The following is a 24,635-nucleotide window of genomic DNA, read 5'->3' as shown; positions in this document are numbered from 1 at the left end:
ACGAAGGATAGGCTGTTGCCTTCCATAACTGCTCAAGGCTGATAAAAACAATGTCAGATTTACAAGGACGTAAAACTGCCCGCCCAGGAGGGGCAGACGACGATAAGGGCCGTCACTACGCTTTCATCCAGAGTCGAATTCACCCGACATTCAAGGATGCTTCGTTGCGCAGGGCGCGGGAACTGAGCCTCACACAAACCCGTTCCGGACAATGGATCAGGACCGCCACTCAATCTGCTCACACACAGTTACAAGATGCCAACCTTGAACTCTGGTCTGCCCAGAACAAGGTGGATCGGTTTCTCGAAGAGTTACAAAACGTTGATGACTTCGCTGAACCCTTGCTCACCGATGCATTGATGAAACAGTACGGGGTCGATGTCGATGTCAGAACCACTTACTTGCATCTTTACTTACCCAAGGAACGCCCCTGGTATGCCATCGACGTCACAGGCGGTGTCGTCACCCGAACCGTCTCCCTACTGAACGCTGCCCTGCACAACTTCGCACGCAGCGAAACCTGCGAGCCGGATTCCGATTTCATCAGCCAGCCCGATGAGCGCGGTCTGTTCGACGTCCTGCCGGTCAAACGCAAAATGTCCATCGCACAGTTCCAGACCCTGTGTCGTGAGCTGGACATTGGTGCGCGCTATGCCCGATACCTTGAAGACCGCTTGCTACCCGGCGATGCCGTCGCCAGGCGTTTTCTGCAACTCAAAATCATCGACAGCGAGAAAGCTGCCTTTAAGGCAGCCGTTCAACAAGCGCTGATGACCGGCGACATTGATGCCGACGCGAGCGACCTGATCCTGAAGATGCTCGATGGCCAGCGCAACCTCACCCGCAAGGGCCGGGTAATGCATTTCGCTGAACTGTCCATTCTGGACAGCCGGCTGGCCGGGATCGTACTGATCACACCGGACCTGTACCGTGAGCACAGGCGAGAGGTCGTGCCGATATTCGCGTATGTCCCACAAGACCCTGAACATCCGTTGAAAGAGTACCCCTCAACGGTCGCCTTCATGAATGAACTGACTCGCCAGCTGCGGGACAACCCGCTCATCTCATCCACTGGAATGACTTATCGCCAGTTCTTCAGCCGGTTCGTCGATCAGCCGGAGCGAGGGCATTTTTTCGGCGGGTTGCAGCAGCGTCTGTTCGAGGTGAAATGGCATCAGAAAGATCCGCTGGATCCAGGGCCCAGCTGGCGGGAAGTGCCGGTCGAGCAGCCCAATCTTCGTTTCAGCGCCACACCGATCCGCGGCGAATTCTGGAAATACCGCTTTGAGCAGAAGCTGAACAAAATCCTCAATGACGCCCGACACATCGCCGTGTCCACCGCCGACACCGATCGCAATGCCCGATGGGCCTGGTGGGAGAATTTCAAGAAAATAGTCTCGAACATCTTCAACGTCGCCCTGATGGTCGTCACACCGTTCGTGCCGGGGTTGGGGGAATTGATGATGGCCTACACCGCCTATCAGATCGCCAACGATGTCATCGAAGGCTTCGTCGACATGACGTTGGGGCTGTGGAACGAAGCCGTCGAGCACATCGTGGGTGTGGTGGAAGATGCCATTCAACTGGCGGCGTTCGCCGCCGGGGCAAACATTGGCGAGGTCGTGCGTCTGAAACTCTCGCCACTGATCGAAGGCATGAAACCGGTCACGCTGCCCAATGGCGAGCCACGCCTGTGGCATCCCGATCTGCGGCCTTACGAACTGCCGGATGTGAAGCTGTCGGCCGACTCCGGTCCTGACGAACTGGGCCTGCATACCCACCAGGGCCAGGACATCCTGCCGCTGGATGAAACACACTTCGCCGTGCAGAAAGACCCGCAAACCGGCAACTACCGCGTCAAGCATCCACACCGCGCCAATGCGTATTCACCCGAGTTGCGACACAACGGCCTCGGCGCCTGGACTCACGAAGGCGAAAACCCGCGAGCATGGAGTACGCCGAAACTGCTGCGCCGTCTCGGCCACTCCGTCGACGGCTTGACCGACGCGGATCTCGAACGCGTGCGCATTGCCAGCGGCACCGACGACGGCGCACTGCGCCGGATGTACATCGACAACACGGCTGCGCCACCGCTACTGGACGACAGCCTCGAACGCCTGCACCTGCAGCGCCAGGCCCGGCACAACATTGAACGGATTCGCACAGGGCTGGCGCTGGCTCCGTCCTCCTACTGGTTTGAACCGCTGGCGACCTACCTGGACGGCTGGCCTGCGGATAAATCGCTGAAGGTTTATCACAACGACGACCTGACCGGCCCCTTTCGCCAGTACGGCAATCCCGAGGCAACGGCGGGGCAGACGCTGTCCACCAGCCTGTCGCACCTGTTGAGCGACCAGTTTGCGCCAAGCCTGGTCAATTTCCTCGATGAAGCGGAACTGCAAGCAGTACTCGGCCGGCCAATGGCGAAAAGCGAACAGGTGCAAGCGCTGCGCGATCGGCTGGCGGACGAAGCCAATCGCCTGCTTCCAGACATCGTCAATCAGCTGTACCAAGGCGCACAAGCATCGGAAGATCCGCAGGTCAGGCTCGTGCGCCATGAGTTTGCACAGCTGCCGTCCCGTGCGGTGAAGACCCTGCTGAGCCGTGCCGACAGCCCTGACCTCAAGCGAATGGGACAAGAGCAGCGCCTGCCTTTGAACATCAAGATCCGCGCCCGTGAAGCAGACTTCGAAGTCCGGGCAAACCATGCCTATGAAGGGTTTTACGACGACGCACAGTGGGTGCCGGAAACCGAAAGCCTGGTGCTCAATGCGCTCAGGATTCATTCCGACACATTCAATGAGTTACGCATCGAAGTACGCGAAGGCAGCGACGTCGGCCCCCTGCGTTGCAGCGTGGGCACGCAGGATGCGTCAACCGTCCGGGTACTGGTCAGGGATGAGGTGAACCGCTTCGAAGTCTGGGACGCGCAAAACCACAAATTGCGGGAAGCCGCCGTTTTTTTCGAAGCGGTGCTCAACGCCTTGCCGAAAAACAAACAGACGCAATTGGGTTATCGACCTGGCCAGGGCCGTTTTTTCAAACAATGGGTCATGGTCAAGACCCAGACACCTGCCGAACGCCGCACCGTGCTCCTCGCGCCACCGATCCGTCCGCGGGCGGATCACGAAGACATGATGCTGTTGCGCGGCCCTGGCTTGTCCACCCGCAAAGCCACCCTCACGGAAAGGGCGCAAGACCTCTACCCCCACTTCAACGAACGAGAAGTCGATACCTTTGTGCAATCCCTTGGCTCGCCGGAACAAGGGCATCAGACCCTGACACGACTGGACCGTGAACTGCATGATCTTGAGGTGCTGCTCAATAAATGGCGATATCGGCAACCTGATAGCTGGGGCCCGGATCGCCAAGGGTTCGTCCGCGGTGGCGGGCTGCACATCAGCGAACGGCTCATCGAATGTTTCAGGAGAAAGCCCACCGTATTCGGTGAACGCAGCACCATTTCCGATGGTGGCTATGCACTGGACCTTTCCACAGAAATCGACCCTGTCGACCTCGAGCGCTGGTGGAAGGAATTGCCGGACATCAAGCACTACCTCGATCAGATCACCACGTTGAACCTGGACCGCACGACGTTCTCCCAGAACGCCTCCGGCCTGTTGAAAGACTTCCCTCACCTGCGACAACTGAGCGCCCGCGGTTGCGGCTTGACGCAGTTGCCCGACAGCATCGGCAAGATGCATTACCTGCGCACGCTACGTCTGATGAACAACGACATCAGGCTGACGCCGGCGTCCGTCGGGCAGCTGCGAAACCTGACCCGTATCGAAACACTCAGGCTCGATGACAACCCAAGGCTGGGGATGCTGCCGAACGTTGAGCGCATGCCCAGGCTCAGCATCCTGAGTCTGAGCAACACGGGGGCCACCACGTGGCCCGACGGGCTCTTTGCGCCCAACAAGCGTCGGCCTCGAGGATTTTTTCTGGATCTGCAGGAAAACCCGATCAGGATCATTCCCACCGTCGTGCCCGGCTCTGACGATGCGTTTATCGTGGCGCGGACCCGCCTGTTCGAAATGAACCTGTCGCAGGTCAATGTCGTCAAGTTCCAGGCGTATCGACGCTCGGTCGGCATCTCGCCCACACAGGTCTATACCGACGCCGCCACCGACGCGATGGCCCAATGGCCGATGAAGGATGACTCGGAGTGGTGGAGTGCCGAAGTCTCCGGGTTGGGGACCTTCCGCCAGGAAGCCTGGCACGACCTGATGTCCGAGCCTGGCTCTGAAGGGTTTTTCGCCTTGATCCAGAAACAGACCACCTCGGCCGATTACCGGGCCGGCGGTGAATTGCGTAATCAACTGAGCAGCCGGGTATGGCGAATGGTCGAAGCCGTCGACCTGGACAGCGAGTTGCGCGCCGATCTGTTCGAAATGGCAACGTCGCCCACGACCTGCGCCGATGCAGGAGCCCAGATGTTCAACCACATGGGCATCAAGGTGCTTGCCTCCGAAGCCTATGCCTTGTCGACATCGGGCGCCATGCTGGAAAGCAGGTTGGTCAGGTTGGCAAAAGGGGCGGCCCGTCTTGCGCGGGTGGAAGATATTGCACGGGCCGATTTCGCCAAACGTCCGGGCGGCGACGAAATTGAAGTGTACCTCGCCTATGAGAGCGGCCTGGCGCAACGTCTCGATTTGCCGTGGCAATCGACATTGTTGCGGTATCCCGAATTGGCCAGGGTGAACGCTGAAATGCTCGACACGGCGTTCGACACGGTAATGTCGATGGAAGCCGGCGACGGGTTGGTCAATGGAATGATCGAACAGCCGTACTGGGAGAAATACCTGCGTGATACCTATCCCGCGGAGTTCCGGCGCAATGCCCGGATGTATGAACACAGGACCGACCTGTTGGATGAACTGCGCGAGGCCCAACGCGCCTGGGCCGGTTCCAAAGAGCAGTTGATTGTGCAACGACGCGCGCTCAAGCAGCGGTTACTCGACCTTGCCAGTCAACTCAACGTCCCGGAAAGCCTTGTGCTCACCGGCGAGGAAATGACGGACGAGGTCTATGGCGGTTTGCTCAACGACATCGGCTACGAGGAAAAACAGCTGAGCCGTCGGTTGACCCGAGCGGCGCTGCAAAACGCCGGATAATCAGCCCCCGCCCTGAAGGCGATCATGCCTTCAGGGCGTCTTCCACTGTTATCACACTTCGGAGTCCCATATCACGGTGATGTTTCCGGAGTATCTGGACGACACCCCGGGCTGGATCATGTAATCCACATAATTGGGTGCAATCTCGAAATGCAGGGTACCTGGCGCGCGATCCACGTAGAAACCGGGTTGGAATTTCTGGGCATTCGCCTGCCCGACATGCAAAGGACGCCGCGTGACCGGTTGCCCGAAGATATCCGTCAAACCGTTGGGCAAGGTGACGCTCAGTTTCACCACGGCAGGTCGCTTCGAAACGGGGTCGAGAATCATGCAATCGGTTAATCCGGTGATTTGACACTGAAGCTGCATCTTGAAACGGCTGGACGAAGAAATGTTGAAGGTTTGATCACGAAACAACCGGGTCGGTTTTCGCCCCTGGGTCAGCCAGGCCTGCCATCCCCCTGACGGAACGAGTTCCACTTGATTGCCGCCTGGGGGAATATCCACCTTCAAGGTGTGCTCGACATTCAACGTGAAGTTGAGGGTGATCAAATCGTCGTCAGGCAACATGACATCGCCCATGTCGAAATCCTGATACGGCCCGACGGTGTAGTTCAGCACGCCACGATAGGTGCCTGCCGACATCTTGAGCGGGTTGGGCGTGGCCAGCTCGTAGCTGAACCCCGTGTTTTCATAAGCGAACTGGTAGTCCTGGGTAATGTCCTTTTGTGCCTGCTTGGCACATACACCCGCATTGGCCGGCACTCGCCAGAAGAACGCATAGTACAAGGCAGTGCCATAACCCACCCCGCCATATCCACAAGGGGGAGGCGCATTGACCCAGGTACTTTGCCAGCCCCCTGTGGGCAGAGGCGTCTTGATCGTGTAAGCGGCCCCGATCCCGTTCACGCGCATCCTGAGCGTCTCGGACTCTCCGGTCACGTCGTGCACCACCGTGACGTCTCGCCAGGATGAAGGAACCCGGAACATCGCGCCCCGACGTTGCTCATGCAGCGCCGGTATATCTGCCGCCGCCCGGAAGCGAACAGGCAACAAAATGCTGAAAACGCCCTCCTCGCAGTACTCGGGATGATCTCCGCAATACCCGCCCTGAGGGGTCGTATTGATAAAGGTGTTTTGCATCGGTTTCGCCGGATCGGGACGAAATACCGCGGTCATTTCAACGGTGCTGGCGACCGCGGTCTGCATGAACGCACCCGCCAATCCCAAGCCGCTCAGCTGGATGATTTTCTTGAGTATTTCCATGATTGCTGCACTCCTTTTCCAGACTCGGGATCAAGCACCCGGCATCACCGCGTTGAAGATCATGTTGACGCTGCCAAAGTAACTGCCGGGCTTGTAAACCCCATCGGCAGGCGGCATCGGGAGGATTTCCAGCACCACGCGTTTACCAGGCGCGGCCTCGGCCATGGACACCACCTCGCTGCTCTCGTGCTCGCTCAACTGTTTGCCGTTGAACAGCACCCGCAAGGCAATGTCATGGGCGTCGGTGCCGTTGGACAGATACGGTCGGCCTTCCAGCCGCGCCTCGATCGAGCCCGCTTCGTTCTTCACATCGAAGTACTTGCGCAAGCCACCCAGTGTCGACGACGTCAAGTTCCAGGGCAGTTGCTGTTCGCGATGGATCCAGCCCGGGTCCGATGGAATGACATAAAACGCCTGGGTCGGAATCGTCACGAACACTTCGAAGGTGTGCTCTTCCCGGGCGGCGAAGACATCAGCGCTCGTCCACATCGCGACAACCGACAAAAAGACCTGGGTCAGCTTCCTGCTCATGGGTTATCCCTTCACGTCCAGTTTTTTACTGCGTTCACCTTCAACCAGGGTGAAGCGATATTCGCGACCGGCCTGTTTTTCGAACTCAAAGGTACGGCCCGCGAGGATGTGATGCTTGGTGGTGGGCTGGCAGTCCTGCTCGTTTTTAACCGAACAATCCTTGAACTCATCGACCACCACCACGCTGTTGCCGTTGTTGCGGATCCGATACGTGCCTGTGTTGTTTTCAATCGCACTGTCGAAGCGTGTTTCCTTTGGCCGTACGAAAAACACCGCGCCATAACCTGCCAGTACGGTGACCCCGGCCGACAGGGATTTTTTGTAGTCCTCCCGCTCTTCGCCGGACACCGCGAATTCGTCCTCCTTCTCCGGCACCACGGGTACGAATCGCACCCGGAAATAACGCTCCCTGTCCCGTTCGCCCATGAACAGCAGACGGGTGCCCTGCATGCCATTGGCAGGCACGATCAGTCGCGCGGGACTTGCCATCAAACCATCGCGGGACTTGCCGTCGGTGTTGGATTTGAGCGGCACTTCCTGCGACTTGCCGTCGGCGTCGTAGAGAATTTCGAGAATGTTGACCTTGACGAACGCCGTGCTGTCGCCGCCATTGAATACACGCTTCAGATAGGTGCTCTTATCACCGTCCAGATAATCGTAAACGGTGCCGATATTGATACTCGGTGCGGCATGAACCGTTTGGGCAAACAAACAAAAACCCATTAAGGCTAACAAGCTCTTCATGTTTCAGTACCTCACTCAATAAACTTGAATATCGAAAACAATCAAATTTCCGAATCCCAGATAACCGTTACATTGCCGGAATAATATCGTGATCGGCCCGGCCGAATCATCTCAGCCACTTCGCGGGAGGGGATTTCGAAGTGCAGAGTCCCCGGCCTTCGCTCCACATAAAAACCGGGTTGAAACAGCTCGGTACCACTACCATTACGAAGTAGTTGTCGACGGGTCACTGGTTGCCCACTTGCATCGGTCAAGCCGTGTGGAAGACTTACGCTGATATTCAATGGAACAACGTGGCCCGAAATTGGCTCTTGCAAAGAGCAGGTATTGCCATCCTGGGTGTACTGACACTCCAGCTCCATTTTGAAACGCGAACTGGCCGAGATATTAAACGTTTGGTCCTTGAATAAACGCGTCGGCTTTCGGCCTTGTTGCAGCCAGGATTGCCAGCCACCCTGCGGGACCAATTCCACACGATGACCACCGGGTGGAACTTCAACCTTGAGCATATGCTCAACGGTAAGTGTGAAGTTCAGCGTTAGAGAGTCTTCACTGGGCAACATGACATCACCCATATCAAAATCCTTACCCGGGCCAACGGAGTACTGAATACTTCCGGTGTAAGTACCTTGCGACAACTTCAAGGGCTCAGGGGTTTGAAGCTCGTAAGCAAAGTCAAAAGACTTATAATCAAACTCTGGAATAATGTAGTTAGGTGCTTTATGACAAGTGCTACCCGCCGGAGTAAGCCAGAACGTTTCATGCTCCCTCATATTTGTACTCGCCATTATCGCCCACTGACAGGGTGACGGAGGGTTCAACCATAGCCCTCCTTGCCACAGAAGTCCGTGAGCGGCGTGAGAACCCAAATCTGGACGCCCAACCAAATCGCGTGCATCGTGGCTGAGGCGATAGTTAACCGCGAAACCAGGCATACGTACTTTCACTTCCGCCGTTTCAGTGTTTGCACCCCCCATTTTGGTAACTGTCAATGTTCGCCATTCCGCCGGGATGCGGAACATTGCGGCTTCGCGGCGATTGGTCTCATGGACCCGGATTGGTCTGGTTGCAGTGAATGTAATGGGTGTCCTGAAACTGGACAGTCCTCGTCGCTCACACGCCGGTTCGTTACCCTGGCAGAACCCGGTGAACTTCGTTGTATTGATAAATTTATTGACCAGCGGGTTGGATGGATCCGGACTGAATTTCGCTTCTATCTCCATGACAGCCGCTTCGCTCACTGCCCCCAGCAATCCAGACAACATCAAAACGTTGGCCGTCCGTTTGAGTAGGCGTATCACGCTGATTCTATCCTCCACGCCCACTAACCCCGTCTTTCAGATAGATAAGTCGCATCCGCCAACGTATCCGGCGTGCAACGCAAATCGCCGATCATCAGCACGTTGTTTTCGGTACGTCCACTGTTCGGGTCCAGGCGGAACTGGCACAGCAACTGGCTGCCGTGGCGCACTTCCAGGGTTGGCGAACCGGCGTTCATTTCCATGGAGAAGAAACCGTCCACTTCGCTCACCCCACGGCTGGCGTGGTTGATGATGTGATGGCCTTTGAGTGGGTTGCCCTGCGGGTCGATCAGGCGCCCGAGGACGGTCAGGGTTTTCATCACTTTCACCTGGCGATATTCCACACCGCCCTTGTTCAGGTGATAGCTGGAACGGGCCGGTTGGATGGTGGCGGCGGGAACGTGGTTGCCCTCGAAATCGAAACTGACCGAGCTGCTTTTGTACGCGGTGATCGGCACGAAATTGCGCCCGGGCTTGAGCACCGCGCTGCCACCGCTCAAGTCATCGGCGCGCAAGGCGATGTCCTCGATGTCCGACTCCACGTCGATGATCATGCCGGCACCGTTGCGGTGATATTGGCTGGTCATGACCATTTTTTGCCCGCCGACGGCCACGGTGCTGTCGAGGTTCAAGCCTCCGGTAAGGTCGTTGTTGAAGGACGAGCGCTGGATGAAGCCGTCGCCGTTGACAAGGTCAGAACTCATGGTCGCCATGGCATTCAACCCGATGCCGTAGGTGTCGGTGATGGCCGTGGCGGAGACGCTTTGCAGCAGATGGTCCTGAAGGGTTTTGCGGTAGGTGATCGAAGCGTTGTTATCGCGCCCGCCATCACGGTCGGTGCGAGTGCCTATGCTGCCGGAAAGCTGTTCACCGGGGCCACCCAACGCGATGTTGACACTCAAATCGATACCCCGATTGCGGTCGTCTCCCGAACTCACGCTGCCTGGTCGATCAAACAGCGACAGGCGCCAATTGGCGTCACTGCCAAACAGTTGGGTGCGCTGGGTCCAGCCCAGATCCACGCCCGTCCCGTTGGTGTTGCCTTCGCTGTGGGACACCCGGGCATTGACCGAGCTTTTGCTGTTGAGTCGATGGTTTATCGACAGGGAAGAGTTGCTGGTCTGGCCAATAAATACATTGCGCTGACGCACCCGCGTGCCATCGGGCAGCGTGTCGTACAGCCGGGTGGTATCGAGCCAGCTACTGTTATGGCTGGCGACGATGCTGCCGCTGCCATAGGAATAAAGCCCTTGCACGTCGAAGCCGGTACCGTAGTCCTCGGTTTTGTAGACGTTGGCATAGACGCTGGCGTTGTTGACGATTGCCCAATCGACCGACGTGCCGTACTGCAGAGCGTCGCGCACCTGTCGACCCGACAGGCCCAGGATGACTCGCGGGTGCAGCAGGAAGTTGAACGCGGCCCCCGCCGTCATGTCGCCGTCGGCCTGCTCTTCCCAGTTACTGAGCAATTTCGATTCGCGGCCGGCGAACAGGTTATAGCGCCAGCGCTCGTCATGGTTACGCCAGTTGTTGGGTTTGTAGACCAGCTCCAGGGTGCTGGAGGTGATTTGGCCGTCTTCGATCAGACGCACTTCCACTTCATAAATACCGCCGGGCAGCGGACGCGTATCGAGGGTCTGCAACCCGGCAGGCACCGCCTGGGTGTTGATCAGCAAACCGTCGCGGTAGATCTCCACCGAACCCTGTCGATTGGCGGTGACGTAGATCGGATAGACCGCCGGTTTCGGGTTGTTGATGGCCAGGCTGTCGGAGCTGCCGTACATGACGCCCAATGCGGTGTCGGGGCTCGCGCCGAAGGCACGCGGCTGACGGGTCAGGCCTTCGGACGTCGGTGTGAAATAGCCCAGGCGCAGAAAATTGCCCTCCAGCTCCCGCTGGGTAAAGAGCTCATGCACCGCGTGATACAGCTTGTTATCCAGACCGCCCAGTCGAGACAGTTGCATATTGACGGCCTGGGTCCAGTTACCCAGGCTGCTGCTGGCTTCCAGGCCGTAGCGCCCACCCAGGTCCTGGTTCTGCCCGCCGTTGAGGTTCAGCTGGTTACGCACGATCAACCCGGTGCTGCCATTTTCGGGCAGGTTGTAATAACGCTGTACCTGATCGTCGCGCTCAGCGTTTTGGGTGAGGATCGACACCAGTGAGTTTTCAAGGCTGTAGTGCACGGCTAGCAGTTGCTCGGGGCAATTGGCCTGGCAGCCGCCGAGCGCCACTCCTTGTTTCAGATAGTTGGCCCAGATGTCGCGTTCACTGGGCTTGATCATGCTGTCGCTGACATCGGCGAAGTCAACGAGGGTGATGCGATCGTCGCGGGTCAACACGACCATCGCCTCACCGAGAAACTGTTGGTCAAGTTCCACGCGCACCGCCAGTGGCACATCAAAGAAATGCTCTTCGAATTCGGTCGGCAATCCCTTGGCCTGCGCCAACAGACTTCGAGGTGTATGGCCGTTTTCCGTGGGCGCGGCCAGGGCAGTTGCACAAAAACATAGGGCAAGCGCCGTCGCGATGGGCGTCATCGGGAACATGAACGAAATACTCTGAAGATAAATTCGTTGAAACCCGATCGACAGGCAAAACTTGCCCGCCGATCGGTAAGTGTTATGAATTAAGGATGAACCTTAGTTAATAACGGTATTACGGAATGCGAGGAATGGCATCGAAGATCACCACTGGATTGGCGGTGTACAGGCCATTCTGGGTGTCGGTTGGTTTGGCAGCGGCAATCACCAGGTCAGCTTGCATGCCGCCGTTGGACTCGGAGTCACCGACCACTTCCTGCGACACGCCGGTCAGGGTTGTGCCATTGAACATGTAACTCAATGCGATGGTGTTGATGCCGTTGGACAATGGCTGTGGGCCGCCTTCGACGTAGGCGCCGACCGAACCGTTGGTGTGTTGTACATCATAAGTCGCACGGATTGGAGTCAGCGTACCGGCCCCCAGTACGTAGGCCATTTTTTCATCTTTACCGAAGTTCGGGTCCCGCGGCTGAGCATGGAATACCTTGCTTGGAATGGTGGCGCTGATGTTGATGGAGGTGCGCGATTCTTCCGCAGCGAACGCTACCGAAGAGCTCAGGGCCAGCAGGGTCATCGGAACGGCGATTGCAAACTTCTTGAACATTGTTGAGTACCTGTCTTTTTCAAAGGATCGGACCGTGGAAAGTCACAACAAGCCAACACCCGGCACGAAGCATGGCGTTTTGGCTTAACTTTCGACGCCGGAGAATGATCGACCAATCGCTTGAGAAAGTAAGTACGTAACTTCCGAAGAACATGTAGTAACAACGGCTCTCGAACAGCAGGAAAAAAGTTAAAGAAACAGTAACTTTATTGTTTTGCCCTCAGAGAAATACTACACACAGTTTTAAATGAAAAAACACACAGACAAGAACTGATTTAAACTTCCGTAAGACCAATACTACTGTTCGCACACGAATAGACCAGCACTAAACGGAAGAACTTCATAATTAGTTCAATTACTCTAAAAATCAAACCTTCGTAGCATCCTCGTCACTCCCGTGCGCTCCCCACTCGCGCCTTTCCCCAAGCCCTCCAGTCTCGACCGTTGGTCAAGAACGCTTGCGCCAGCCTAAAGATATATCTTAAGTTGTATCTAAACACGACGAGAGAAAGCAAAAATGAGAGACCATCATTCCCCCCACCGCGAACACGGCGACGGCCGCGACGGCTTCGAGAAACGCCCGGGTCCCGGCCGCGAGCGCGGCGGTCGCGGCCCACGCGTATTCGCCCCTGGCGACCTGAAATTGCTGCTGCTGGCGCTGATCGCCGAGCAGCCGTGCCACGGCTATGACCTGATCCGCCAGATCGAAAGCATGTTCGACGGCGCCTACAGCCCCAGCCCTGGCGTGATCTACCCGACCCTGACCTTCCTTGAAGAAAGCGAATTGATCCTGGGCGACGCCGAGGGTGGCAAAAAACGCTACAGCATCACCGACGCCGGACGTCTGTCATTAAGCGAGCAAGCGATTGCCCTGGACGGTGTGCGCATGCGCATCGAAGTCAGCAAGCGCTCATTGCGCGGCCAGGACCGCCCGGCCGAGATCCATGAAGCGGTGCACAACCTGCGTCATGCCTTGCAAATGCACCATGGTCGCTGGAGCCCGGAAGAAATCCTGCGGGTGCGCGACCTGCTCAACAACACGGCCAAAGCCATCGTCGACGGCCCCACCGTTCAACCCGTTTCGGAGAAAGTCGAATGACCGACGTTATCGTGCCATCCCAAACCATTCACCGTGTCAGCCACGAGATCAAACGCCGTCGCCTGCAAGTGCTGCGGGTGGTCGACCTGACGCCGCGCATGCGCAGGATCACCCTGGGCGGCCCGGAACTCGCAGGCTTCGTCAGCCTCGGCACGGATGACCACGTCAAACTGTTGTTCCCGCAAAACGCAGCGGAACAGGCAGCGCTGGAAACCCTGGTACTCGGCGCCGGCAAGGACAACGGGCCGATGCCCGCAATGCGCGACTACACGCCCCGTCGTTACGACCTGGACACGCTGGAACTGGACATCGACTTCGTGCTGCACGGCGACGGCCCTGCCTCGACCTGGGCCGAGCAGGCCAAACCCGGCCAGTTCCTGCACATCGGCGGGCCGCGTGGCTCGATGATCGTGCCGGACATCTTCGACAGCTACCTGCTGATCGGCGACGAAACCGCCCTGCCCGCCATCGCCCGCCGCCTCGAAGGCCTGGCGGCCAATCGACGCGCACTGGTGATCGTGGAAGTGGAAAACGGCGCCGAACAACAACGCCTGGAAAGCGCCGCGCAGGTCGATGTGATCTGGGTGCTGCGCGAAGGAGGCAAAAACAACCTGCTGACCACCGTGCAACAGATCAAAGTGCCCGCTGGCAATCTGTATGCGTGGGTGGCGACCGAAACCAAAGTGTCGCGGCAGATCCGCCGGGCATTGCTCGATGAGCACGGGCTGGACGAGCAGTTTGTGAAGGCTGTCGGCTACTGGCGGCTGGAAGACAGCGACGAGGAATAAACGCTGTGCATGCTTTCTGTGGCGAGGGGGCTTGCCCCCGTTGCGTCGCGCAGCGGCGCTAAAACCTGCAACGGAGTTTTAACCGGCACAGCATATTTGCTGATTTTGCGACTGCTTTGCAGCCGAACGGGGGCAAGCCCCCTCGCCACAAAAGCTCCCTCGCCACAGTCAGTGTTCACTTGCGATCCGTGCGCCACCGATCCAACCCGATCACCAGCAGTGAAATCAGCACAAACCCCGCCAACAATCCTCCGGCATTCACGAACACCTGTGGATAACCCAGCTTGTCGACATCAATGAACGGGTAGGGATAAACCGCCAGCAGATGCCCGCGCCACAACGTATAGCCGAAGTACACCAGCGGATAGATTACCCACAAGGCAATGTGCCGCAGCCGCAACGTCCCCTTGGGTACACAGAACCACCAATACACCAGGAACAGCAACGGCATGACGTCATGCATCAACTCATCGGCCAGCCATTGCCAGCCTTCGGGATGCCATAAATGGCGCAACAACAGGCTGTACGCCACGCCGACCACCGCGATACTCACCGCAATGGCACTGCTCACCCACGGCTGCAAAAACCAGCGTCGCGCCGCTGACTCGCGGGACGTCAGTTCGCAGGTCAGCACCACCGCCACCAGCGTGTTGGTCAGCACGGTGAAAAAGCTGAAAAAACTCACCAGCCCACCCAGCAGACTGGCCGCGATACTCCAGCGGGCATAGAGAATCAGGTACATCTGAATGCTCAAGCCCGCCCAGCCCAGAATCGCCGCCACGACCACACAACGACGCCTCGCGGTCGAGGGTATGACCATGCTCAGACCGGGCGCTTGGTGCGCATCAGTTTCACGTACAGACGCTCGACCTTCTCCCGCGCCCACGGAGTTTTGCGCAAAAAGGTCAGGCTCGACTTGATGCTTGGGTCGCTCTTGAAGCAGCGGATATCGATACGCTCGGCCAGCCCAGACCATTCGTAGTGCGCAACCAGGGCGTTGAGGATTTGCTCCAGCGTCACGCCGTGCAGGGGATCAGGGTTGTGTTCGGTCATGCCGGGCCTTCGAACGATGAAAGGATGGGAAGCCGCGCACCTTAACGGAGGCTTTCGTCCGGTGGAAGGGCTCCGGACAGAGGCATTCGTCAGAGACTGAATTAACTGTAGGTGAGTTGGCCATCATCCGAGGGACAAACGTCAGGAGATAGCGCCCGGCTCAGTAATAACGACGCGGATCCGAATCGATCAGGCTGGCCAGCTTGGTCAGGGCAAACCGCAATTCGTCCTGGCTGGTGGGCGACATCAACACCAGTCGCACGCAGCGCGTAATGCCGTTACGCTCGGCCTGGAACTGGGTGCCGCTGAGGACCAGAACACCGTTGGCACGGGCCAGCATGGTGAATTCGTCGCTGGTCCAGGGCTCGGGCAACGTCAACCAGACGTGGTAGGCATACGGCTGGGTCTTGAGTTCGAAATTGGCGAAGATTTCCTGAGCGATCGCCTGCCGCCCGGCGGCTTCGTTGCGCTGAATACGGATCAGCTTTTTATCCAGCCCCTCGGTGATCACGTTGCTGGCCAACTGAGCGGTCAATGGCGACGGCATCCAGACGCTGCTGCGCACCATGGAGGTCAGGCGCGACAGCAGTTTCGGCGGGCTGTAGAGATAGCCAATCCGCAAGGCCGGCATGATCGACTTCGACAGACTGGTCAGGTACACCGAACGATCCGGGGCAAACGCCGACAGCGGCTTGATCGACGGGTCGGTGGCCAGAAAACCGTAGATGTCATCGTCCAGGATAATGAAGTCGAACTCCTCGGCCAACGCCGCGATTTGTGCCCGACGTTTTTGCGACATGATCGCCGCCGTTGGGTTCTGGCACGTCGCCACGCAGACCAGCATCGCCGGTTTCTCACGCAGGCACAGTTCGCGCAGAGCTTCGGGAATGATCCCTTCATCGTCCATTGGTACGCCACGCAGGCGTCGTTCGAGTCCATGGGCAAGGGAAATGATGCCGGGGTAGCAGAGCTCCTCGCAGAGCACCAGATCACCGGCGTTGGTCAACGCACTCATCGCGACCATCAAACCATGCTGGGCGCCGGCGGTGATCACCACTTGCTGCCATTGTGCATCGGGCAACGAATGGCGCAGCCATTGCGCGCCCGCCTCGCGATGAGCCGGATGACCGCCATCGGGTGCGTAATCGAGGGCATCGGCAAAATCCGTGCTTTTGGCCATGCCCACCAAGGCTCCGCGCAACCAGTATTCCAGGGTTTCGCTGTAAGGCTTGATGATCGAAAGGTCCAATAACTCAGACTGCCCAAGATTCAGCGAAACGGCACTGTTGCTGGCCGGCAGTTCCAACTGTTTCTGGTTGAGCACATAAGTGCCCCGCCCTACTTCCCCCTGCACCAGACGCCGCCGATGGGCTTCGCTATAGGCACGGCTGATGGTACCGGGCGTGACATTCAGCGTGGTGGCCAGCTCCCGCAGGGTCGGCAGACGATCACCTTCGTTCAACACGCCGTTGCTGATATCGCGCGCCAACGCATCGGCAATCGACAAATACATCGGCTGGTTGAATTCGCTTAGCTGAGGAACCCACATGAATGACCGCTACCATCGTAGAAATGATGAATATCCGAGCATATCACAGGGTGGTCAGGCAACTAATAAATGGACTCAATCAATAAATTGAGTCGATTGATTCGGCGAACGAATCGAAAAGCATCTTTCACGCAAAATATTTTCAAACCAATAAATATATTTACAAATCAATTAGTTATTTAAAAAAAACCTGACAAATACACCTTAATAACCAAAAAGCATCTCGTAACAACTCACCCACCTATTGAATCAACTCAATTCATTCAAATACACTCATCTCGAATCGAAGCAATCGACTCAATCTCAATTCTGAATCACCGCGTGCCCGCCACGCCAAGTCGAGACATCATGGACACTCTCAGAAAGGATCTATCCCTGTCAGCGGTCATTGCAGGCTTCATCGCCGTGATCATTTCGTATGCCGGCCCGCTGATCATCGTGTTTCAGGCGGCCCGGGAGGCGCATCTGCCCAATGATCAAGTGTCGTCCTGGATCTGGGCCATATCCATCGGCAGCGGCATTACCGGTCTGTTATTGAGCTGGCGTTTGCGGATTCCGGTGATTACGGCTTGGTCGACACCGGGTGCGGCGTTGCTGGTGTCGATGCTGCCCACGGTCTCCCTGCCTGAGGCCATCGGCGCCTATGTGGTGGCTTCGGTGATTATCGCGGTGGTCGGCTTGTCCGGTGCGTTCGACAAACTGATGAATCGCCTGCCCAAAGCCATCGCCGCCGCCATGCTCGCCGGCATCCTGTTTCGTTTCGGCGCCGAACTGTTCACCTCGATCAAGCTGCAGCCGAGCATGGTGCTGTCAATGATCGCGGCGTACCTGATCTTCAAACGCTTCTCACCGCGCTACGCCATCCTGTCGGTATTGATTGTCGGCTGCGCCGTGGCCGCCTCGTTCGGTGGACTCAACACAGGTTCGATCACCGTCGATGTCGCTCACCCGATCTTCATTGCCCCGCAGTGGAGCTGGCACGCGATCATCAATATCGGCCTGCCGCTGGCCCTCGTCACCCTGACCGGGCAGTACGTGCCGGGCATGGCGGTGTTGCGCACCTCGGGCTACAACACCCCGGCGCGTTCGATCATTTCGGTCACGGCCATCGGCTCGATTTTGATGGCGCCATTCGGCTCCCATGGCTTAAACCTGGCGGCCATCACCGCCGCTATCTGCACCGGCCGCGAAGCCCATGAGGATCGCGACAAGCGCTACATCGCCGGGATCGCCTGCGGGGTGTTCTACATTCTGATGGGCATCTTCGGCGCGACCCTCGCTTCGGTGTTTTCTGCCTTGCCCAAAGAGCTGATCGCCTCCCTCGCCGGCCTGGCCCTGTTCGGGGCGATCAGCGCCGGGCTGACCGGAGCCATGGCTGACGAGAAACAACGTGAAGCGGCGCTGATCACCTTCCTGGTCACCGCCTCGGGCATGAGCTTCCTGGGGCTGGCCGCTGCATTCTGGGGGCTGATCTTCGGGCTCGTGGCACATTTCGTACTGACCTACACCCGGGAAAGCAAAGCCGGCACCGTCGTCGAGGGCAGCCGACCATGACCGCTCGTTACGACTTCATCGTGGTCGGCGGCGGGATTGCCGGAGTATCCGCCGCCTATGAACTGGCGGCTCACGGCAGCGTGTGCCTGCTTGAACGCGAACAACAACTGGCCTATCACACCACCGGGCGTTCGGCGGCAATCTCCATGAAAAGCTACGGCAACCAGCAGATCCGCTCGCTGACTTACGACGAAGCGCTCGAACAATGCCTCGACGCCTGCGAAACCCATGGCTGGTACAACCGCACCACCGGCATCAATTCCAGCAAAAGGGTTGGCACTCAACTTAGGAATACAGCAGATGTTCAAACTTACACCTAATTCGCCGGTCACAGACCCGGCATCCCCCTACGAATCACTCGATTCAAAAAAACTCCACGCTGCCGTCGAGCCCGCCCTCGACCACGACCTCAAACCGGCCGCTGAAATCATGACCACGGCCAACGAACCCGAACGCATGTTCCTCGCCAACCCGGCATACAACACCGAATCCTTGCTGGCCAACGCCTGCGAGTCATTAGGCTCGGCCACGGTCATGCTCAATGATTTTGCAGCGCTGCTGGAAGGGACACACCGCAAAACCCTGCTGGGCATCGCGCAAGTGGTCATGCTGGGGGAACTGGCGGTGAATCAGGCATTGGATAACGTCGAGTCATCTGAGTAATCAATGTTGCACATTTTCCCCGAAGCCGGGGCAGCCAGCGCCTTCGCCGGTCTGCTCAAGTACGCCGAAGAACACCCCGACACGCCGCAAACCGCCGTGGTGCTGATCACCGGCAGCGGTCTGAAAGACACGTCCATTTTTCTTTCCGATACCAGCAAAAGCCAGTCACGGGTGTTGCCGCGTCACGCGCCAGCCCCCTTGGCTGAAGCACTCATTTAAAGGAATGCCCTCCATGAGCCTGCAGAATCTAGACCCCACCCTCGCTCGCCTGATCGGCCGCGAACGCAACCGCCAGGAAACCCACCTGGAGTTGATCGCCTCGGAAAACTACGTCAGCGAAGAAGTGCTGGAAGCCCAAGGTTCGGTGCTGACCAACAAGTACGCCGAAGGCTACCCAGGCAAGCGCTATTACGGTGGCTGTAAAGTGGTCGACGAGATTGAAAGCCTCGCCATCGAACGTGCCTGCAAACTGTTTGGTAGCGAATATGCCAACGTCCAGCCGCACTCCGGCTCCCAGGCCAACCAGGCCGTGTTTCTCGCCGTGCTCAACCCTGGCGACACGATTCTGGGAATGTCCCTGGCCGATGGCGGCCACTTGACCCATGGTGCCTCGGTAAACTTCTCCGGCAAGTTCTACACCGCCTATTCTTACGGCCTGGAAAAACACAGCGAAACCCTCGACTACGCCGAGATGGAAGCCCTGGCCCGGGAACACCGACCGAAAATGATCATTGCCGGTGCCTCGGCGTATTCAAGGACCATCGACTTCCAGCGTTTTCGCAACATCTGCGATGAAATCGGGGCGTACCTGATGGTCGACATGGCGCACTACGCCGGACTCATCGCAGCCGGCCTGTACCCCTCGCCGGTCGGCATTGCCGACTTCGTCACCTCGACCACTCATAAAACGCTGCGCGGCCCACGGGGCGGTCTGATCCTGGCCAAACGCGAACATGCGGCGTTGCTCGACAAGACGATATTCCCGGTCTATCAGGGCGGACCTCTGATGCACGTCATCGCCGCCAAGGCCGTAGCGCTCAACGAAGCCCTCGGCGATGAGTTCAAGCACTATCAGCAACGCGTCATCGACAACGCCAGGACCATGGCGAATATCCTTACTCGACGCGGCCTGCGGGTGGTGTCAGGGGGCACCGACTGCCACATGTTCCTGCTCGATCTGCGCGCGAAGAACATCACCGGAAAAGATGCCGAGGCGTTGCTCGAGAGCGCCCACATCACCTTGAACAAGAACGCGATCCCCGACGATCCGCAAAAACCTGCGATCACCAGCGGCATCCGCATTGGTACACCCGCCCTGACCACGCGGGGCTTCGGTGAAGCCGAATGCGCCGAAGTGGCCAACCTGATTGCCGACCTGCTTGAGCAACCGACCAATGCGGCACTGCTGGACAATGTCCGTCGACGGGTGATGCATTTGTGTGAATGTTTCCCGGTCTATCTGTTGAATTAACGGCCCTGAAACATGGCGAGGCGGACTATTCAGTCCGCCTTTTTTTGCGCCACCTGGCACTGCGGCGACCGGTCGCAGCCGACTGTTACCAAATCCGAAATGATCCATGTCAGTAAAAGCCCTTTCTCAATGTGTTACAGAACATTATCCTTACGCCCGTCCTGCTGAAACGCTTCTCCCCTGCTGCATTCCTGCTGCGTTCAGCGCATCCCCTTTAGAAAAAGATCAAGAATTCCTTCTCTATGCCTTATTTTCAAACTCCGCGAGACAGCGCTGTCTCTCCCGCCGTGTCCAGCCGAAAAGCCCTGATCAGCGGGTTCACCGCACTGGGCCTTGCCACTTGCACCCAGGCCGCGCCAGCTTTCGATAGCGACTCGCCATGGATGCTGGGTGACTGGAACGGCACTCGCACCGAACTTTCGGAAAAAGGCTACGACTTCAAAGTCGATTACACCGGTGAAATGGGCAGCAATTTGCACGGCGGCTACGACCATGACCGTACCGCGCGCTACAGCGATCAGTTTGCCTTGGGCACTCACCTGGACTTGCAGAAGATTCTGGGTTGGGACGACGCTGAATTTCAGCTGACCATCACCGAACGCAATGGCAACAACATCAGCAACGACCGGATCAACGACCCGCGTGTCGGCGGTTTCACCTCGGCGCAAGAAGTCTGGGGCCGTGGCCAGACCTGGCGCCTGACGCAGATGTGGTATCAGCAGAAATTCTTCGACCAGAAGCTCGACATCAAGGTCGGCCGCTTCGGCGAGGGTGAAGACTTCAACAGCTTCCCCTGCGACTTCCAGAACCTGGCGTTCTGCGGCTCCCAGGTCGGTAACTGGGTCGGTGGCATCTGGTACAACTGGCCCGTCAGCCAGTGGGCCATGCGCGTCAAATATCACCTGACGCCCGAGCTTTACGCACAAGTCGGGGCTTACGAGCAAAACCCGTCCAATCTGGATCGCGGCAACGGTTTCAAGCTCAGCGGCAGCGGCACTCAGGGCGCAATCCTGCCGGTAGAACTGGTCTGGACCCCGAAGCTCAACGGCCTGCCGGGTGAATACCGCGCCGGTTACTACTACAGCAGCGCCAAGGCCAGCGACGTTTATAAGGACGGCAATGGCCAGCCGGCCGCCCTGAGCGGCGAGGCTTACCGCAGTGCATCGAGCAAACATGGCGTATGGCTCGGTATTCAGCAGCAACTGACCAGCCGCGCCAGCGACAATTCACGCGGCCTGAGTGTGTTCGCCAACGCCACGATGCACGACAAGAAGACCAACGCCATCGACAACTATGTCCAGGCCGGTGTCGTCTACAAAGGCCTGTTCGATGCCCGCGCCAAAGACGATATCGGCTTCGCGCTGGCCCGTGTCCACGTCAACCCGGCCTACCGCAAAAACGCCGAGGCCACCAACCAGGCCCGCGCCGCCTTCGACTTCGACGATCCGTCGTTCCTGCCCCCGCAAGACACCGAATACAGCAGCGAGCTCTATTACGGCGTGCACGTCACCAACTGGCTGACCGTGCGCCCGAACCTGCAATACATCCGCCATCCCGGTGGCGTGGACAAGGTCGACGACGCGCTGATTGGCGGGATCAAGATCCAGTCATCGTTCTGATCAAACGCATAAAACCTGTGGGAACTGGCAAGCCTGCTCCCATCAGGACCGCATCAACCAAACACTTTTTCGATGAACCATGCCCGCGCCAGATCGTCATCTACAGTGAACTTGCGCGGGACTACTTAAAACGTCACGGAGAACCACACTATGAGCACTGATGGTGCTTTGAGTCGAAGCCGTTTATTGCCGACCCTGCTCGGCATTCTGCTTCTACTAATGGGCCTGGCCTTGCTGGCCGGGGGGATCAAGCTGAGCATGCTCGGCGGCTCGCTGTATTACCTGCTGGCCGGTATCGGCCTGATGGTGGCCGGTGGGCTGCTGCTGGCCGACCGTTATGCGGCGCTGAGCGTGTACGCTATGGTGCTGTTCGCCAGTACCGTCTGGGCACTGTGGGAAGTCGGTCTGGACTGGTGGCAACTGGTGCCGCGTCTGGCGCTGCTCTTTACCCTCGGCATCGTCATGCTGCTGCCATGGTTTCGTCGCCCGTTGCGTCGCGGCGACTTCAACCCGGTCGGCACCGGTGTGCTGAGTGCTGCCGTGGTCATCGCCGGTATCGCCGCGCTGGCCAGCCTGTTCACCAACCCCGGTGAAATCAAAGGCCAACTGGACCGTGACGCCGTGCCTGGCATGAGCAACACCGCCCCGGCCATGCCGGATGGCGACTGGAACTCCTACGGCCGCAGTGCCCATGGCGATCGCTACTCGCCACTGGCGCAAATCACCCCGCAGAACGTCAGCAAACTGGTTCCCGCCTGGACTTTCCGCACCGGTGACTTGCCTGGCCCGAACGACCCGGGCGAAACCACCGCCGAAAACACCCCGCTCAAAGCCAACGGCATGCTCTATGTCTGCACGCCGCACAGCCAGGTGATCGCACTGGACCCGGACACCGGCAAGGAAATCTGGCGTTTCGATCCGAAGCTCTCCACGCAGAACGCGGCGAACTTCAAGGGTTGGGCGCACATGACCTGCCGTGGCGTGACCTATCACGATGATGCCGCCTACGCGTCCGAGCAGAGCCCGACCGGCACTGCCAACGCGCCAGTGACCAGCGTCTGCCCGCGCCGGATCTTCCTGCCGACCGCCGACACCCGCCTGATCGCCCTGAACGCCGACACCGGCAAGATGTGCGAAGACTTCGGTAGCGGTGGCCAGGTCGACCTGACCGCCAACATCGGCAGCTTCACCCCTGGTGGTTACTACTCCACTTCGCCACCGGCGGTCACCAAAGACCTGGTGGTGATTGGCGGCCACGTCACCGACAACGTTTCCACCGACGAGCCAAGCGGCGTCATCCGCGCGTTCGACGTGCACACCGGCAAACTGGTGTGGAACTGGGACAGCGGCAATCCGGACGACACCACGCCGATTGCCGAAGGCAAGGTCTACACCCGCAACTCACCGAACATGTGGTCCATGTTCGCCGTCGACGAAAAACTCGGCATGCTGTACCTGCCGATGGGCAACCAGACCCCGGATCAGTTCGGTGGCGCGCGTACCCCTGAATCGGAACTGCACTCCGCCGGCCTGACCGCGCTGGACATCGCCACCGGCAAAGTGCGCTGGCACTTCCAGTTCACTCACCATGACCTGTGGGACATGGACGTCGGTGGCCAGCCAACCCTGATGGACCTGAAAACCGCAGACGGTGTGAAGCAGGCGGTGCTTGCGTCCACCAAGCAAGGCAGCATTTACGTGCTGGACCGCAGCAACGGCCAACCGATCGTGCCAATCAATGAAATCCCGGTGCCGCAAGGCGCGGTGGAAGGCGACCACACTTCGCCGACCCAACCGATGTCCGACCTGAACTTCGTGCCGCCGACCCTCAAGGAACGCGACATGTGGGGCGTGACCCCGTTCGATCAGATGCTGTGCCGGATCGACTTCAAATCCCTGCGTTACGACGGCATGTTCACGCCGCCGTCGCTGCAAGGCTCGATCGTTTATCCGGGTAACTTCGGCGTGTTCGACTGGGGCGGCATGTCGGTTGACCCGGTGCGTCAGATTGCTTTCGTGAACCCGAGCTACATGGCGTTCAAATCGAAACTGATCCCGGCCGCCGAAATCGCCAAACAAGGCCCTCGCGTCAGCGAAACCCAAGGCGTACAGCCCAACAAAGGCGCGCCATACGGCGTGATCCTCGAAGCCCTGCTGTCGCCAATGGGCCTGCCGTGCCAGGCACCGGCGTGGGGTTACGTGGCGGCGGTCGACCTGACCACCCACAAAACCATCTGGAAGCACAAGAACGGCACCGTGCGCGACAGCTCGCCGGTTCCGATCCCTCTGAGCATGGGCGTACCGAGCCTGGGCGGGACCTTCACCACTGCCGGTGGCGTGGCCTTCCTGAGCGGCACCCTCGACCAGTACCTGCGCGCCTACGACGTGAAAAACGGCAAGCAGCTGTGGGAAGGCCGCCTGCCAGCCGGCGCGCAAACCACACCGATGACCTACACCGGCAAGGACGGCAAGCAATACGTGCTCGTTGTTGCGGGTGGTCACGGCTCGCTGGGCACCAAGCAAGGTGACTATGTGATTGCGTACAAACTGTCGGAATAAGCGGTAGCGGCAGTTAAAACAAAGGCGACGCCCTGTGAGGGGCGTCGCCTTTTTTTGTGGGCGCTGCAATCCCCGCCATCCCCAAAATCCCTGTAGGAGCGGGGGGGGGGGGGGGGGGGGGGGGGGGGGGGGGGGGGGGGGGGGGGGGGGGGGGGGGGGGGGGGGGGGGGGGGGGGG

At 58.6% G+C, this 24,635-nt stretch carries 17 protein-coding genes and 2 pseudogenes; 10 read left to right on the top strand and 9 right to left on the bottom strand.

What is annotated here, in order from left to right:
* Nucleotides 1-164 precede the first annotated feature (164 nt).
* Nucleotides 165-5,117 carry an NEL-type E3 ubiquitin ligase domain-containing protein gene (locus AC07V0_RS28460; RefSeq protein WP_495020119.1) on the top strand — a complete coding sequence of 1,651 codons (4,953 nt, stop codon included), beginning with the start codon at nucleotides 165-167 and terminating at the stop codon, nucleotides 5,115-5,117.
* 51 nt (nucleotides 5,118-5,168) lie between these two features.
* On the opposite strand, the gene AC07V0_RS28455 is transcribed toward AC07V0_RS28460, so the two are convergent.
* From AC07V0_RS28455 to AC07V0_RS28430, 6 genes are all read right to left on the bottom strand, one after another.
* Complete coding sequence (locus tag AC07V0_RS28455) at nucleotides 5,169-6,383, bottom strand: hypothetical protein (RefSeq protein ID WP_495020118.1); 1,215 nt, start codon at nucleotides 6,381-6,383, stop codon at nucleotides 5,169-5,171.
* A gap of 30 nt (nucleotides 6,384-6,413) precedes the next feature.
* Nucleotides 6,414-6,914: a CS1 type fimbrial major subunit gene (locus AC07V0_RS28450; RefSeq protein ID WP_495020117.1), complete on the bottom strand. Its 501-nt coding sequence runs from the start codon at nucleotides 6,912-6,914 to the stop codon at nucleotides 6,414-6,416.
* Between the two features lie 3 nt (nucleotides 6,915-6,917).
* A complete protein-coding gene (locus AC07V0_RS28445; protein WP_457327278.1) occupies nucleotides 6,918-7,658 on the bottom strand; it encodes a molecular chaperone in 741 nt (246 codons plus the stop codon).
* A gap of 41 nt (nucleotides 7,659-7,699) precedes the next feature.
* Entirely contained in the window at nucleotides 7,700-8,983 is a 1,284-nt protein-coding gene (locus AC07V0_RS28440) for a hypothetical protein (protein WP_495020116.1), read from the bottom strand.
* The gene (locus AC07V0_RS28435; RefSeq protein ID WP_495020115.1) at nucleotides 8,983-11,505 is read right to left on the bottom strand and encodes a CS1-pili formation C-terminal domain-containing protein; all 2,523 of its coding nucleotides are present in this window, start codon (nucleotides 11,503-11,505) and stop codon (nucleotides 8,983-8,985) included. The genes AC07V0_RS28440 and AC07V0_RS28435 overlap by 1 nt, the downstream gene beginning before the upstream one ends.
* 109 nt (nucleotides 11,506-11,614) lie before the next feature.
* The gene (locus tag AC07V0_RS28430) at nucleotides 11,615-12,103 is read right to left on the bottom strand and encodes a CS1 type fimbrial major subunit (protein ID WP_018926651.1); all 489 of its coding nucleotides are present in this window, start codon (nucleotides 12,101-12,103) and stop codon (nucleotides 11,615-11,617) included.
* Nucleotides 12,104-12,620: 517 nt separating this feature from the next.
* Between AC07V0_RS28430 and AC07V0_RS28425 the strand changes: the two genes are divergently transcribed.
* Entirely contained in the window at nucleotides 12,621-13,202 is a 582-nt protein-coding gene (locus AC07V0_RS28425; RefSeq protein WP_064616276.1) for a PadR family transcriptional regulator, read from the top strand.
* A complete protein-coding gene (locus AC07V0_RS28420; RefSeq protein WP_086946072.1) occupies nucleotides 13,199-13,990 on the top strand; it encodes a siderophore-interacting protein in 792 nt (263 codons plus the stop codon). Before AC07V0_RS28425 ends, AC07V0_RS28420 begins: the two co-directional genes overlap by 4 nt.
* A gap of 175 nt (nucleotides 13,991-14,165) precedes the next feature.
* Here the strand turns inward: AC07V0_RS28420 and AC07V0_RS28415 are convergent, their stop codons facing one another.
* From AC07V0_RS28415 to AC07V0_RS28405, 3 genes are all read right to left on the bottom strand, one after another.
* The gene (locus AC07V0_RS28415; RefSeq protein ID WP_495020114.1) at nucleotides 14,166-14,810 is read right to left on the bottom strand and encodes a Pr6Pr family membrane protein; all 645 of its coding nucleotides are present in this window, start codon (nucleotides 14,808-14,810) and stop codon (nucleotides 14,166-14,168) included.
* A gap of 2 nt (nucleotides 14,811-14,812) precedes the next feature.
* Nucleotides 14,813-15,043, bottom strand: coding sequence for a VF530 family protein (locus AC07V0_RS28410; RefSeq protein WP_018926655.1), 231 nt, complete (start codon nucleotides 15,041-15,043; stop codon nucleotides 14,813-14,815).
* Nucleotides 15,044-15,203: 160 nt separating this feature from the next.
* Nucleotides 15,204-16,592: an aminotransferase-like domain-containing protein gene (locus AC07V0_RS28405; protein WP_086946070.1), complete on the bottom strand. Its 1,389-nt coding sequence runs from the start codon at nucleotides 16,590-16,592 to the stop codon at nucleotides 15,204-15,206.
* A gap of 348 nt (nucleotides 16,593-16,940) precedes the next feature.
* Between AC07V0_RS28405 and AC07V0_RS28400 the strand changes: the two genes are divergently transcribed.
* From AC07V0_RS28400 to AC07V0_RS28370, 7 genes and pseudogenes are all read left to right on the top strand, one after another.
* Nucleotides 16,941-18,146: a benzoate/H(+) symporter BenE family transporter gene (locus tag AC07V0_RS28400; RefSeq protein ID WP_086946069.1), complete on the top strand. Its 1,206-nt coding sequence runs from the start codon at nucleotides 16,941-16,943 to the stop codon at nucleotides 18,144-18,146.
* Nucleotides 18,143-18,416, top strand: a pseudogene (locus AC07V0_RS28395) (FAD-dependent oxidoreductase); the annotation flags it as partial. The gene AC07V0_RS28400 and the pseudogene AC07V0_RS28395, both read left to right, overlap by 4 nt.
* A gap of 30 nt (nucleotides 18,417-18,446) precedes the next feature.
* The gene (locus AC07V0_RS28390) at nucleotides 18,447-18,809 is read left to right on the top strand and encodes a DUF6124 family protein (protein ID WP_086946068.1); all 363 of its coding nucleotides are present in this window, start codon (nucleotides 18,447-18,449) and stop codon (nucleotides 18,807-18,809) included.
* 12 nt (nucleotides 18,810-18,821) lie between these two features.
* Nucleotides 18,822-19,028: pseudogene (locus AC07V0_RS28385) on the top strand (threonine synthase); the annotation flags it as partial.
* Nucleotides 19,029-19,041: 13 nt separating this feature from the next.
* On the top strand, nucleotides 19,042-20,280 hold the full coding sequence (gene glyA, locus AC07V0_RS28380; protein ID WP_018926660.1) for a serine hydroxymethyltransferase: 1,239 nt from the start codon (nucleotides 19,042-19,044) through the stop codon (nucleotides 20,278-20,280).
* A gap of 242 nt (nucleotides 20,281-20,522) precedes the next feature.
* Entirely contained in the window at nucleotides 20,523-21,899 is a 1,377-nt protein-coding gene (locus tag AC07V0_RS28375; RefSeq protein WP_495020113.1) for a carbohydrate porin, read from the top strand.
* A 150-nt stretch (nucleotides 21,900-22,049) separates the two neighbouring features.
* On the top strand, nucleotides 22,050-24,458 hold the full coding sequence (locus AC07V0_RS28370) for a glucose/quinate/shikimate family membrane-bound PQQ-dependent dehydrogenase (protein ID WP_495020112.1): 2,409 nt from the start codon (nucleotides 22,050-22,052) through the stop codon (nucleotides 24,456-24,458).
* Nucleotides 24,459-24,635: the final 177 nt, after the last annotated feature.

The sequence above is a fragment of the Pseudomonas sp. GW821-FHT01E10 genome, assembly GCF_059422365.1.
This window is presented reverse-complemented; position numbering and strand designations above follow the sequence as displayed.

Coding starts and splice junctions, on each gene's coding strand:
- AC07V0_RS28455 (WP_495020118.1), bottom strand. CDS start 6,383: ATGGAAATACTCAAGAAAATCATCCAGCTGAGCGGCTTGGGATTGGCG.
- AC07V0_RS28450 (WP_495020117.1), bottom strand. CDS start 6,914: ATGAGCAGGAAGCTGACCCAGGTCTTTTTGTCGGTTGTCGCGATGTGG.
- AC07V0_RS28445 (WP_457327278.1), bottom strand. CDS start 7,658: ATGAAGAGCTTGTTAGCCTTAATGGGTTTTTGTTTGTTTGCCCAAACG.
- AC07V0_RS28435 (WP_495020115.1), bottom strand. CDS start 11,505: ATGTTCCCGATGACGCCCATCGCGACGGCGCTTGCCCTATGTTTTTGT.
- AC07V0_RS28430 (WP_018926651.1), bottom strand. CDS start 12,103: ATGTTCAAGAAGTTTGCAATCGCCGTTCCGATGACCCTGCTGGCCCTG.
- AC07V0_RS28425 (WP_064616276.1), top strand. CDS start 12,621: ATGAGAGACCATCATTCCCCCCACCGCGAACACGGCGACGGCCGCGAC.
- AC07V0_RS28420 (WP_086946072.1), top strand. CDS start 13,199: ATGACCGACGTTATCGTGCCATCCCAAACCATTCACCGTGTCAGCCAC.
- AC07V0_RS28415 (WP_495020114.1), bottom strand. CDS start 14,810: ATGGTCATACCCTCGACCGCGAGGCGTCGTTGTGTGGTCGTGGCGGCG.
- AC07V0_RS28410 (WP_018926655.1), bottom strand. CDS start 15,043: ATGACCGAACACAACCCTGATCCCCTGCACGGCGTGACGCTGGAGCAA.
- AC07V0_RS28405 (WP_086946070.1), bottom strand. CDS start 16,592: ATGTGGGTTCCTCAGCTAAGCGAATTCAACCAGCCGATGTATTTGTCG.
- AC07V0_RS28400 (WP_086946069.1), top strand. CDS start 16,941: ATGGACACTCTCAGAAAGGATCTATCCCTGTCAGCGGTCATTGCAGGC.
- AC07V0_RS28390 (WP_086946068.1), top strand. CDS start 18,447: ATGTTCAAACTTACACCTAATTCGCCGGTCACAGACCCGGCATCCCCC.
- glyA (WP_018926660.1), top strand. CDS start 19,042: ATGAGCCTGCAGAATCTAGACCCCACCCTCGCTCGCCTGATCGGCCGC.
- AC07V0_RS28375 (WP_495020113.1), top strand. CDS start 20,523: ATGCCTTATTTTCAAACTCCGCGAGACAGCGCTGTCTCTCCCGCCGTG.
- AC07V0_RS28370 (WP_495020112.1), top strand. CDS start 22,050: ATGAGCACTGATGGTGCTTTGAGTCGAAGCCGTTTATTGCCGACCCTG.